The 10659-nt window shown below is 34.7% G+C and carries 21 protein-coding genes; 1 reads left to right on the plus strand and 20 read right to left on the minus strand.

Annotated elements, in window-relative coordinates:
- From M9H71_RS24555 to M9H71_RS24635, 17 genes are all read right to left on the minus strand, one after another.
- On the minus strand, positions 1-851 hold an 851-nt coding region (locus M9H71_RS24555), incomplete at its 3' end, for a recombinase RecT (RefSeq protein WP_455407479.1).
- Entirely contained in the window at positions 852-1070 is a 219-nt protein-coding gene (locus M9H71_RS24560) for a hypothetical protein (RefSeq protein ID WP_455407480.1), read from the minus strand.
- A complete protein-coding gene (locus M9H71_RS24565; RefSeq protein WP_455407481.1) occupies positions 1071-3023 on the minus strand; it encodes an AAA family ATPase in 1953 nt (650 codons plus the stop codon).
- Positions 3023-3268, minus strand: a complete 246-nt coding sequence (locus tag M9H71_RS24570) for an AbrB/MazE/SpoVT family DNA-binding domain-containing protein (protein WP_455407482.1) — start codon at positions 3266-3268, stop codon at positions 3023-3025. The genes M9H71_RS24565 and M9H71_RS24570 overlap by 1 nt, the downstream gene beginning before the upstream one ends.
- Before the next feature lie 174 nt (positions 3269-3442).
- Positions 3443-4066: a hypothetical protein gene (locus tag M9H71_RS24575; protein WP_455407483.1), complete on the minus strand. Its 624-nt coding sequence runs from the start codon at positions 4064-4066 to the stop codon at positions 3443-3445.
- 53 nt (positions 4067-4119) lie between these two features.
- Entirely contained in the window at positions 4120-4311 is a 192-nt protein-coding gene (locus M9H71_RS24580; protein ID WP_455407484.1) for a hypothetical protein, read from the minus strand.
- A gap of 41 nt (positions 4312-4352) precedes the next feature.
- On the minus strand, positions 4353-4712 hold the full coding sequence (locus M9H71_RS24585) for a hypothetical protein (protein ID WP_455407485.1): 360 nt from the start codon (positions 4710-4712) through the stop codon (positions 4353-4355).
- Between the two features lie 46 nt (positions 4713-4758).
- The gene (locus tag M9H71_RS24590) at positions 4759-5268 is read right to left on the minus strand and encodes a hypothetical protein (protein WP_455407486.1); all 510 of its coding nucleotides are present in this window, start codon (positions 5266-5268) and stop codon (positions 4759-4761) included.
- A gap of 88 nt (positions 5269-5356) precedes the next feature.
- Complete coding sequence (locus M9H71_RS24595; protein ID WP_455407487.1) at positions 5357-5599, minus strand: hypothetical protein; 243 nt, start codon at positions 5597-5599, stop codon at positions 5357-5359.
- Positions 5583-5801: a hypothetical protein gene (locus M9H71_RS24600; protein ID WP_455407488.1), complete on the minus strand. Its 219-nt coding sequence runs from the start codon at positions 5799-5801 to the stop codon at positions 5583-5585. Before M9H71_RS24600 ends, M9H71_RS24595 begins: the two co-directional genes overlap by 17 nt.
- Positions 5798-6019 (minus strand): hypothetical protein, encoded by a 222-nt coding sequence (locus M9H71_RS24605; RefSeq protein ID WP_455407489.1) that lies wholly within the window; start codon positions 6017-6019, stop codon positions 5798-5800. Before M9H71_RS24605 ends, M9H71_RS24600 begins: the two co-directional genes overlap by 4 nt.
- 32 nt (positions 6020-6051) lie before the next feature.
- Positions 6052-6411, minus strand: a complete 360-nt coding sequence (locus M9H71_RS24610; protein WP_455407490.1) for a DUF7448 domain-containing protein — start codon at positions 6409-6411, stop codon at positions 6052-6054.
- An 18-nt stretch (positions 6412-6429) separates the two neighbouring features.
- Entirely contained in the window at positions 6430-7191 is a 762-nt protein-coding gene (locus M9H71_RS24615; RefSeq protein ID WP_455407491.1) for an ORF6N domain-containing protein, read from the minus strand.
- A 19-nt stretch (positions 7192-7210) separates the two neighbouring features.
- Positions 7211-7375 (minus strand): hypothetical protein, encoded by a 165-nt coding sequence (locus M9H71_RS24620; RefSeq protein WP_455407492.1) that lies wholly within the window; start codon positions 7373-7375, stop codon positions 7211-7213.
- Positions 7376-7827: 452 nt separating this feature from the next.
- Positions 7828-8046 (minus strand): hypothetical protein, encoded by a 219-nt coding sequence (locus tag M9H71_RS24625; RefSeq protein WP_455407493.1) that lies wholly within the window; start codon positions 8044-8046, stop codon positions 7828-7830.
- 245 nt (positions 8047-8291) lie between these two features.
- Positions 8292-8474 (minus strand): hypothetical protein, encoded by a 183-nt coding sequence (locus M9H71_RS24630; protein ID WP_455407494.1) that lies wholly within the window; start codon positions 8472-8474, stop codon positions 8292-8294.
- Between the two features lie 7 nt (positions 8475-8481).
- Positions 8482-9273, minus strand: coding sequence for a Rha family transcriptional regulator (locus M9H71_RS24635; RefSeq protein WP_455407495.1), 792 nt, complete (start codon positions 9271-9273; stop codon positions 8482-8484).
- 68 nt (positions 9274-9341) lie between these two features.
- Between M9H71_RS24635 and M9H71_RS24640 the strand changes: the two genes are divergently transcribed.
- Positions 9342-9533: a hypothetical protein gene (locus M9H71_RS24640; protein ID WP_455407496.1), complete on the plus strand. Its 192-nt coding sequence runs from the start codon at positions 9342-9344 to the stop codon at positions 9531-9533.
- Here the strand turns inward: M9H71_RS24640 and M9H71_RS24645 are convergent, their stop codons facing one another.
- From M9H71_RS24645 to M9H71_RS24655, 3 genes are all read right to left on the minus strand, one after another.
- Entirely contained in the window at positions 9534-9656 is a 123-nt protein-coding gene (locus M9H71_RS24645) for a hypothetical protein (RefSeq protein WP_455407497.1), read from the minus strand.
- Between the two features lie 104 nt (positions 9657-9760).
- Positions 9761-10000 carry a hypothetical protein gene (locus M9H71_RS24650; RefSeq protein ID WP_455407498.1) on the minus strand — a complete coding sequence of 80 codons (240 nt, stop codon included), beginning with the start codon at positions 9998-10000 and terminating at the stop codon, positions 9761-9763.
- 134 nt (positions 10001-10134) lie between these two features.
- Positions 10135-10332: a helix-turn-helix domain-containing protein gene (locus tag M9H71_RS24655; RefSeq protein WP_455407499.1), complete on the minus strand. Its 198-nt coding sequence runs from the start codon at positions 10330-10332 to the stop codon at positions 10135-10137.
- Positions 10333-10659: the final 327 nt, after the last annotated feature.

The raw sequence follows: 10659 nt of genomic DNA on the forward strand, positions 1-10659 counted from the left end.
TCAACATCAATTACTTTGCTTTCTTGGTGTGGCTGCTGTTCAAACTTAATTTCTTTCTTAGGTGCCTTTTCAATCTCTTCGTTAACTTCAAATTCTGCACCGGTAATAATATCTTTTTCATCATATTTCTGTTCTTCATCCGTCCTATCGAATGCATCTTGTAGCAAGATATCCGAATCATCTGAGGTGTTAATAAACATCTTGCAAGCACGATTTATTACAGTTTTCTTTGCCATTTCATCACTAAACTCTTTGTGAACAGAACCGCCGGTTCTTGACTTGCTCCAAGCCGTTCTAATCTGTCCTATGTTCATAACTTCAATGTAGTTTTGACCATCGTCTTTAACTACTACTGCATATGCTCCTTTTATTTTGGCAGGATCTATATTTTCAAAACTTTGTTCATGCTTAGTTATTTTTTTTAAACCTGTATCTAAATCAAGCTCATAGGCGAATTCATCACCCTCGTAAATTACATTTGCAAATACATCTTTTACGCCCTTAAGTCTCTTGGTTACCGCTGCCGTACCCATGTAACTTCTCATAAGGGTTAACTTACTGCCATATACCACAAAATAGCATTGCTTCTTTACCGGGTTCAAACCCTGAACAACCATGTCCATTAATGAATTAGCTATGCTTTCCTTTGTGCATACTTCTAGGGCCGGTTTTTTATCTTTGTCTTGCACGCCTTGAAGGATAAGCCATGCAGATTTAAGAGCATTTTCAGCGCTGTAATTTTTAGGGATTAATAAGTCTCCTTGCTTGCTTAGTGCTTGCACCCTAGAAAGTACTCCATCTGTAATATTTCTCTCCTGCTGAGTTGTTGCTACTGCTTTTGCTTCACTCATTTATTTCCCCTCATTTCCATTAAAAATAGTTTTAAAAGTATATTGGCATGAAAATTCAAATGCCTGTCGCTTTGCAAAACCCTGCTTTATCATTTCGTCATAAACACTTTTGTTTATACTGACGATTGTAGGAATGAAATCTTTTAGCATTTCCGCTCCTTGTTTCGCAGCACTAACATTTAAGCAATTTTCAGCTTGCTTTAAAATATCATCGTTCATTTACATTACCTCACTTTCAATTCTTAAAACTTTGTCCTTTTCGCTAACTATAAGGTTTATAACCTGGCTGTTAGTATCAATGAGTTTTGTAACGCTCTCCCTGTTGTCTATAAATATTGGTGCCTGTACATTGTAGTGGTCACATAGAGTATTAATTATGTCTATACCGCCGTTTATTCTTGCGGCAGAATTTAAGTTTGAATTATAAGGCACTCCATTAACAAGAACCTCACAGCACTCTTCTACGCCTCCATTAACCTGTGTGTTAAAGAGTTTAAATTTCACATAGCTAAATTTAGCGTTTATGCTGCTTTCCAAGAGTTCAACCTTTGTCTTTATAAACTCTTCGCATAAGTATTCTTGACCTTCTAAAGCGGCAATCTGTTGAGCCAAAACCTTCTCCTGTTCCTTGAGTTCAACAATCCTTTTATTAAGAGATTCATTTTGCTCTTTGCAGAATAACTGCTTCTCAACCTCTCTTAATTCCAGTTGTAAAGTTTGTTTTCTAGCCTTAAGCTGTAAGCCATTGTTGTTTTCTACCGGCTTATTAAGCTTTGTTTCAAGCTCTGCAATCTGCTTGGATACTTCTACAGCCTCGGGTGGTAGTTTGTAATCAGTAATGCTGTAGTTAGCTTTAAAAGCCTCCTGTTCAGCAATAGAGTTTTGAGCAACTTTAATTTCTTCATCTAGCCCAACCAATTGCTTTTGCAACCCTTCCAGTTCTGTTTTAAGTGCGGTTACTTGGTTGTTTAAGCCCATACCTGTAGTACTAATTATTTTCTTATTCTCAGCCTTATTGATGTTAAAGCTTTTCTGCATTTCAGCTTTCTTATTTTCAATATCATCTGGATCCAGTGGTCTATTGCATGTAGGGCAAACAAAAGAGTTTTCATCAATAACCAATTCTTTTTTATCTTCTTCTGTCCACTGTGTACGTAACTCTTTCATTCTGTTCTCTTTTTCAGATATCTTATCTTTTGTAGCTTGCATTGAAGCCTCAAGCATATTCTTTTTTGATTCCAGTTTAATTATTTGAGTATTGAACTGGCTTATTTTAACATCAGCATCATTGAGTGGCTTATATGCATCCTGCTTAGATTGATTTTGTATGTTTTGCAGCTGCGTTTTAAGCTCATACAGCCTTTGGTTGTCCTTAAATCTTTCACCGCTAATTTTTGAAGAATCCTGCAGCATATCATCAACACTTTTTATCTCTGCCTCATACTCTTTCTTTTTGATTTCAAGGGCTTCAAAATCATAATCTTTAATAGCATTATTACATTCGTCAATCCTTGGCTGCGTTTGCTTAATATCATCGTTCAATTTCTTCCTACGTGCCTGTATTGACCTTTTGAGTGTATCTATATCCTTGTCTACTAAAAGGCTTCCTAAAGGCTTTAAAGAAGGATTATAGTTAATCACTCTATCGGTATCTACATTGCCGATAATATCAAGCAATACTTTCCTTCTATCCTGCCACTTTATTGTTGAAGCAAAGTATAAAGGATTAGTGATAAGCTTGAATATTTCTTCCGGAAGAAGATCATTTATCTTATCCTGATATTCTGATTTCTTCACCGGCACATCATCTATGTAGTATAGAGTTTCATGCCCTGTAAGTTCTTTCGTGGCTTCTCCGCGCTTCTTAGTCCATTTCTCCCTGTAAGTCTTTTGCAGAGTAAGTTGCTTACCGTCAACTGTTAAGGCTCCAATTACTTCATGATTAAGCTCATGCATAGGCTCTCCGTTAGATTGAAGAGTCTTAATGTCAAAGTTTTTATTATCATGGCTGTCTTTATCGAACAGCAGCCATGCAAAGGAATCATTAATTGTTGTCTTGCCTGTGCCGTTTTCTCCGAATATATTTGTAATAGAGCCGAAGCCTATTTGCATGTCCTTTATTCCCATGAAGTTGTGTAGAATTAAACTCTTTAGGATTATTTGCTTTGCCATTATTTAATCCCCCTCAATTCTTTAATACAGCTCTTGCATACCTTCTTGCCTTTATAGTCAATAACTCCGTCTGCTTCACCGCAGAACATGCATGCAGGAGAATATTTTTTAAGCAGTATAGTATTGCCCTCCGTATATATTTCAAGTGGATCATCTTCTTTTATATCCAAAGTCCTCCTCAGCTCCTTAGGAAGAACAATTCTTCCAAGTGGGTCAACCTTTCTTACGATTCCTGTTGATTTCATCTTTTCTATCCTCCATTTGATTTATTTTATAATCGTGTTATAATGTTCTTAGGAATTTTTCTTCGGCTTCTTCTAGAAGCTCTTTTTTTATGTCTGTTTTCCAAAATTGCTACTGCAATACACGGTATATATAAACACCCCCAAAATATTAATAGGTCGATTTTAGACACCTCCTTATCTGCTAAAATAATCAATGTTTGTTTTAAACCCTGTTATCTCACCATTTTCAATGAACACAAATTCGGTCACAACCTTATCCATTTCAGATAGCGGAGCATCAAAATACTCTTCTTCGTTCTCGTCATATTTACTAAACCAATATTCAACATTATCATCACAACTTGAATTTTTAAAAATGAAATATGGCGTTATTTCTTCGTTAAGTTCTAAGATCGCATCAGCTATTTCCTTAAACCTTTTGGCGATATGTTCAGCTTTCAAAAGATATTCTCCGTCTGAATTTTTACTAAATTTGCTGTTGACCTCAACAAACTGCAAAATGCTATTTGCTATTAACTCTTTATCTTTTGTGAAAAAAATTTGCTGATTACTCATTTCCCAACAGATTCTATCTGCTATGCATCCACAGTTATTCACCTTGTCATTTAATGGTCTAAAAAGGCTGGAGTCCATAATAATGCTCTTTTTATAACCATATGGAGTGCTTATCAATTGCGGAATGTATTTATCTGATAAGACATCCCAAACTATCGGTGAAAAATACCATGAATTTCTAAATTCCGTTAACTCCGTACCATTAAAGTTTTTATCCATTACCCATAAACTGCTTGAACTCATTTTAAGTTCCTCCTTATTTTTTAAAGTAATAATTTTTATCTGTTCATCCTCAACTATTTCTTATTTAAAATTACCGCTTCACCTAATGGCTTATTGATTACATTTAATGTCCCTTGAAAGCATATGCCTATGCTTAAATCCAACATTTCAAGCTGTTCTTTATTCAAGTCTACAGGATAAATAATTCCGCCTTTACAGTACATAATAACTATCCCATCGCTTTTCCCATCAGACATATTGTTCAAATTACTGGCTCCCTTCTAAAACAATATTGAATTTCAATCTTTCATTTCTTTTCATTTAACAAATCAATAAATATTTTAATTTCAAGCAATTTATCTTTAGTTACAACCATTCTGCACCATCCATCATTATCGGCTTCGTGCTGTATGATGTCATTTAGCTCCATGAAGGAATCTATGAACACTTTATTCTGCTTTTTTAATTTCCTGTTTTCTATGTCTAGGCTCCATGTACAAAGATAAATAGATGTAAGCCATAAAGCTTGTGATAGCAACACTATCCATAATCCAATACCTAAATTAGTTATCGCCCCAAGTTTGACTCCTATAACGTAAGTAGGTAGAAAACATATTGCTCCTAAAACAGTGCCTATTATTTGTTTTTTGTCTCTAAATTTAAACATTTTTGCTCCTTTCTCAATGGATTCAAATTAAATCTTGCATTGTGAATTAATTCAATGCTTTTTCCGCTATTTCTCTCGCTATATATAACTCATTAGTTTCTTCCGAATCAATTTTACATTCTTCATCTTCTGCTTCTTCGTTATATGCTTTTATAAATGATTGAACATCATCGTCTTCAATGCCGGTATCCCACAGGTTCATAATAGTACTAAGTGCATGTCTAAGTGATTCGTGCTCTTGCTCTATGTTTACCTTTTGTAAGTACTCAGTAGCAAATGAACCGCAGAAACCTTCAAGAAATATTAACCCATATGGATTTTTGCCACCGCTCATGTATTCATCTGTCCTGCAAGTCCATATCTTGCCGTTATATGTCTCAGCTTCTATACAAGTATGCATAACAACTTTGTCACCTTTTTTTAATAAATTATTTTTCATGTCAATCCTTTCTTTCTTCCAAATAATTCTCCATTGCATCCTCACAACAACAGCCTTCGCATAAAGTCTCCGGATGGTGCGATTCTTTAGGCCATGGGCAATGTTTACATAATTCATCAGTTCCTACTATCTCATCAAGCAAGTCATACTCTTGTTGTGTAAATTCCATAAATAAATCCACTCCTTCACAATAATTTCAGATTCCTCAGTTCCTCCCCTCCTTCTCCGTCAGAAACAATCCATCCGGCGTAACTCTTAAGTTGTATTTGTTGGTGTTAATCCCTAGGTTATAAGTTATCCTTTGTAGCTTAGCCTGTGCCTTTTCATTATGCTTATTAAACTGCTTCCATCTGTTTCTATCTGCTGCTTTGTTGGCTCTATACATGATGAATATATATTGCTGCAGCAGTTTCTTATTAGTGCCGGTTAATTTAATATCCCGGTCCATTACTCTTTACTCCTTTCCTATTCTCTTTTTTATCATCCTTTGTAACCGTCAATTCTTTTAGCTCTTGCTTTACTGACTTTTCATCTTCGAGGCTTATTATTTTATATGCCGCAACCGCTGCTACTGCATATGCCGGTAACATTCCGCTTATTGCTGCCATACCAAATACTCCAACTACTCCGATAGCTTTAAACTTATTCATTGCATATCCTCCAAACAAGCATTAATTGATTCTAGGTCATAAAGTCCTTTAGTCTTTTCATTAAGCTGTTTGGCGTATACTTCTGCATCCTCATAACCCCTGTTAAAAGTTGCGGATACAGTATCAATTAATAATTCTTCCGGCGTTTTTAATTCTTCATCATGTGTAAATATAACTTCATTGTCCTCGATAACAGTAAAAGTGTAGCTTGTTTCCATGTTATTACCTCCGTTATATTTACTTTTTAAAATTATTGAATTTGTTCAAAGTCAACCGATTCAGAATAGTATCCGTTAGATTCTCCATACCATCTGATTGTCACATAGCCTTTTTCTGAAGCTAATTTATAAAATGTCCAAGTATTACTTCCCCACTCAGTTTCACCACTGTTCGAAGATTCTTCTGCTGATACTATAGGAACTCCGATTAAATCTTGTATATCGCCAGAAATATCTTCAATCGACACATCTTCACAACAGTCTTGACAATGATACATTTTGTATTTAGTGCCATCCTCACAAAGGAAAAGTATTTCATCCGGTTCTCGATATACTTGAATATCAGACAAAATCTTTCCGTTAAGTTCCTTAAGCTCTACAAATTGATTCATAATAAATCCATCCTTTCTCTAAGCTACTCCATGCTTTATAGACATTTCTTTTACTATGGCGGTGTAAATTTCAACCAGCTTCTTATCCTCAGAGATTACATCAAGGAAATTCATAGCATTTGCTTTGCTCTTTGATGTACCGCCTAATATTGCTCTGGCTCTCATGTTGTCTAGCCGTCTCTTTAAATCACATGAAGCTCTTTCCTGCAAAGCTTTGTAAATTTCTTCTTTAGGCTTTTGATAATCATTAAGTTTAAAACCGATTTTCTTAACTAAGGTATTTGTTTCATCCCTCCAGCTTTCGGAAGGTCTTATCTCGATAACTTCTTTCATATTTTCAACTTTTTCTTCTACGGCTGCCGCCTGTTGCTTTACTATTTCAACTTGCATCCTCATATCTTTCATTTCCTGTAGCTGGGCTATAAGTACATCTTCTATGCATTTCGGTTTACTTGCATTAAAATAGGTTTCCTCAAGCTGTTCGTAAACTTCCCAAGCTTCATCGGTGTCCAATATTTTGGCGTGCCTTGCTGCTCCTCGGTCTGTCCATAAATAGAGTACTGATACAAACTTTAGGCTTTCATCATTATGATGAATACCTTTGAAGTCTTTTAGTGCCTCACCTTGGAGCATGTAATAATGTTTACCTTCTACGAATCTTTCAATGTTACGGTTAAAGTTATTGCTTATTATCTTTTTATCAGTGCCAAAACTGTCTGCAAGTACATCTGTAGTTACAATTCTTTGATTCTTATATTCCATTGGCATTAATTTGTTCATACAAAACCTCCTTTTGCTATCATTTTGAATTAGTTAATTCTTTAAATCTTTCCATTGTTTTTCTTCCAGTTTCTTTATTGGCCATTCCATAGAACATCAACATTGCAAACATTTCATAATCTCCTTTTGCTTCTGAAAGGCAATAATCAATAAACTTGAATAAAACATTTGCGCTATTTTTCATTTGAATGGTTTTCCTTCCAGACCTGTTCAATAATTACGTCAATTTCCTCTACAGTTAACCATCTGCCTAACTTTGCACGCTGATTCTCGATTCTCCGTAAGCTTTCTTCAGCAACTGGTTCCAACTCAAAACCTCCTTTTGTAGTTTGTCCCCTGATATGGTAAAATCTTGTTGAAAGGGGGTGCGTTAAATGGATTTAAAATATATCCAGCCAATAAAATGTGAAGAAGTACGAATTTTGTTAAACGAGTATATAAATAAATTAAAATGCAATCTATTAATCACAACATCGGCAGGATTTTATTTAGTTAATAAAATCGACAATTATGTTGCTAAATTTGAGCCAAATTCATACATAGTTTTAAATGATGTTACATTTATTCCAAATGCACTAAGAATGAGGCCGCTTCAAACTAAAGAAATATATTTATTTTATGACCAAATTATTTCGATTAGCGAAATTCAGAATGTATCTGATTTTTTATCGTCTCTGCAATCTCCTTAGCTACTGTTCTTCCATTAACTTGAACTATAATTTCTCTCGGCTGCATTTGAACTTGTTCTTCAAGTGCAGCTATATCCTTTCCAAGTCTCTCCAAGGCTTGCCCCATTTTTATATGTAAGTCTTTAATGTCACTTAGTAATTGCTCTATTCTGTCCAGTGTTCTCACCTCTCTTTCTGTTTTAAAACCTGTCCCCTTTGTGCTAGAATTAAATGGAAAGGGGGTATATTATGTCAGAAAAGAACTTTTGTCCATTTATTAAAGATATCTGTCGTGATGATTGTGTTTTTAAGTATCATAAAGTAGCTTTAAATCATTCTGTTTCCGACTGCCTTATTGCAGTAAAGCTATCGGATATAAATGAGCGTCAAGATGATGCTTTAAACATGATACTTAGAGAAATAAGAAAATAATTAATTCTTACTCCAAAACTGTTCAATAAACTCTTCTGAAACTTGCACAGTTGAACCGCTTTGAATAGTATTCTTTGTATCGCTTAATATTTCTAATGCCATTGATACTGTGCATTTTTCTTTTTGCAGCACATTGATTATGTCTGATATGATTTTCTTTTTATTTGTTTCCAGTGTTCTCACCTCCATATCAATTTAAATTAAGTATCTCTTTGAGTACCGGTATAACACTTTCAAAATACCTGAAGCTTTCAACTTCCTTTGAGCTGTATTTTGATTTATCATGAAATAGTTTTCCGTACTGCTCGGTTTTAAGATTATGCTTATTTGTTAACTTGCCTACCTTGTTAGATGTTATTCCAAGTATTTCTCCCAGCTCTGTTGCTGAATAAGTCTTTTGTATAGCTTCCGGAAGCGGTAACAAGGGTTTTCCTGCCACTATAGCCGTTGCATGAGAGTAAAGTACTTGTTTATATTCCTTGCTCAATTCTGCCTTATCTGCTAGCTTTAAAAGGATATTTGCCTTACGTGCTAAGGAATTATTGTATCTGGCATCAGCAAGCTTTTTCTTATCCTCCGGGGACTGCATTTGCTTTTGCTGAGTAGATTCTTTTAGAGATTTTTCAATCAGCTGCTGCTTTTCCATTTCTTCAAACTTAGTTACATATGCAGCTGTGAAAAGCACTCCTTTTTCTCCTGTCATTTTATTTGCTACCATGTCGCAGCCTTTTCTTGTTAGGAGATAATTCGGTCTTTCTTCTCCTTTACTGTCTATATAAGTGTTTGGAATAAAGAAATCTAACGAGCGGAATTTTCCGTTGGTTTTAACCTCCCCAACTTTGGGGGCGTTGTTTTTCATTATGTCAATATACCCTTTAATGTCTCTTATCAAATGATCATGCCTTTTCCCTGTGATATCTGCCACGTCTCTGCTGTCAGTTACATTGATGTTATTATGTTTGATGATTGTTAAATCATTCAAAATATTAAACCTCCTTTTGTGTAATTTATCTCCCTATGCTAGAATTAAATGGAAGGGAGGTGGTGTTTATGTTCTCATCAACTATTGAAGAAAATGTAAAGTTAGCTGTTGATTCAGTTTCTTTTGAAAAAGTGTCGGATTTATCAAAAGAACAATTCACAGAAATATTGACTTACAGTTTACAACGCATTTTTGAGTCTCCTGATTTTTCAAGACATGTAGTAGAAGAACTCGGACGTTATAAAGAAAGAATGCTGTAATTACTTACTTTCCTTTAATTGCTGAACTTCTTCCCTAAGTTCGGCAATTTCCTTTTTTAGAGTTTCTATGTCCTTTTCCATGTTGATTATATCCATTATGATATTAGGTGTTTCTTTTTCCATCTTTCTCACCTCCTTAAAATTGTTTTTAAATTCTCATTGCTCAACAAATATGAGTCCGTTTCAAGCCAAAGAAATATATTTATTTTATGACCAAATTATTTCGATTAGCGAAATTCAGAATGTATCTGATTTTTTATCGTCTCTGCAATCTCCTTAGCTACTGTTCTTCCATTAACTTGAACTATAATTTCTCTCGGCTGCATTTGAACTTGTTCTTCAAGTGCAGCTATATCCTTTCCAAGTCTCTCCAAGGCTTGCCCCATTTTTATATGTAAGTCTTTAATGTCACTTAGTAATTGCTCTATTCTGTCCAGTGTTCTCACCTCCTTCTGATGGATCATCATCCTTAAACTCCCATCCGGGACCCATGATGCGTTTTACTGCTGACTTAACAGCTTCCTCGTTTTCGGTATAGCTCTTTGTTATAAAGATTCGGGTTTTGCCATTTACGACTTCTTTCCTTGCTAGTATAGGCATATTATTCTCCCCCTATTGCGCTTTGTACTGTATCAATGCTTACACCAAGTGCCTTTGCAATTTTGCTTGCAGTTTCTAGTTTTACGCTTTTTCTATTTCCGTTTTTAATTTCGGAGATAGTAGCTGCGCTTACATTTGATGTCTTAGACAACCTATAAGCACTAATTCCAGCATCTTTTAATAGTTTTTCAAGTCCCATTTTGCACCTCCTTAGTTTCGTTGTGTGAACTATTTGTCTTTATTATATTTTCGAATACGACACTATTCAAACCCCAAAATTAACCATATAATCTTGTTTGGACAAGTTAGCTTAATTTTGCTTAAATATACTTTTAATAACACCCATTTCGAAAACGAAATTAATTTCATTTACGAAAAAATTTTATTAAATCTATTGACTATAGGCAATGAAAATGTATATAATAATTTCGTTAACAAAACTATTATATACATTTTCATTGCCTATAGTCAATAGATTTAATAAAATTTTTTCGTAAATGAAATTAATTTCGTTTTCGAAATGGGT

The organism is Rhodopseudomonas parapalustris (genome assembly GCF_053772255.1).

What these genes read in the sequence shown, in the direction of transcription:
- M9H71_RS24560 (WP_455407480.1), bottom strand. Translation starts at nt 1,070, where the DNA reads ATGAACGATGATATTTTAAAGCAAGCTGAAAATTGCTTAAATGTTAGT.
- M9H71_RS24565 (WP_455407481.1), bottom strand. Translation starts at nt 3,023, where the DNA reads ATGGCAAAGCAAATAATCCTAAAGAGTTTAATTCTACACAACTTCATG.
- M9H71_RS24570 (WP_455407482.1), bottom strand. Translation starts at nt 3,268, where the DNA reads ATGAAATCAACAGGAATCGTAAGAAAGGTTGACCCACTTGGAAGAATT.
- M9H71_RS24575 (WP_455407483.1), bottom strand. Translation starts at nt 4,066, where the DNA reads ATGAGTTCAAGCAGTTTATGGGTAATGGATAAAAACTTTAATGGTACG.
- M9H71_RS24585 (WP_455407485.1), bottom strand. Translation starts at nt 4,712, where the DNA reads ATGTTTAAATTTAGAGACAAAAAACAAATAATAGGCACTGTTTTAGGA.
- M9H71_RS24590 (WP_455407486.1), bottom strand. Translation starts at nt 5,268, where the DNA reads ATGAATTATGTAAACATTGCCCATGGCCTAAAGAATCGCACCATCCGG.
- M9H71_RS24595 (WP_455407487.1), bottom strand. Translation starts at nt 5,599, where the DNA reads ATGGACCGGGATATTAAATTAACCGGCACTAATAAGAAACTGCTGCAG.
- M9H71_RS24600 (WP_455407488.1), bottom strand. Translation starts at nt 5,801, where the DNA reads ATGAATAAGTTTAAAGCTATCGGAGTAGTTGGAGTATTTGGTATGGCA.
- M9H71_RS24605 (WP_455407489.1), bottom strand. Translation starts at nt 6,019, where the DNA reads ATGGAAACAAGCTACACTTTTACTGTTATCGAGGACAATGAAGTTATA.
- M9H71_RS24610 (WP_455407490.1), bottom strand. Translation starts at nt 6,411, where the DNA reads ATGAATCAATTTGTAGAGCTTAAGGAACTTAACGGAAAGATTTTGTCT.
- M9H71_RS24615 (WP_455407491.1), bottom strand. Translation starts at nt 7,191, where the DNA reads ATGAACAAATTAATGCCAATGGAATATAAGAATCAAAGAATTGTAACT.
- M9H71_RS24620 (WP_455407492.1), bottom strand. Translation starts at nt 7,375, where the DNA reads ATGAAAAATAGCGCAAATGTTTTATTCAAGTTTATTGATTATTGCCTT.
- M9H71_RS24640 (WP_455407496.1), top strand. Translation starts at nt 9,342, where the DNA reads ATGTTCTCATCAACTATTGAAGAAAATGTAAAGTTAGCTGTTGATTCA.
- M9H71_RS24645 (WP_455407497.1), bottom strand. Translation starts at nt 9,656, where the DNA reads ATGGAAAAAGAAACACCTAATATCATAATGGATATAATCAACATGGAA.
- M9H71_RS24650 (WP_455407498.1), bottom strand. Translation starts at nt 10,000, where the DNA reads ATGATGATCCATCAGAAGGAGGTGAGAACACTGGACAGAATAGAGCAA.
- M9H71_RS24655 (WP_455407499.1), bottom strand. Translation starts at nt 10,332, where the DNA reads ATGGGACTTGAAAAACTATTAAAAGATGCTGGAATTAGTGCTTATAGG.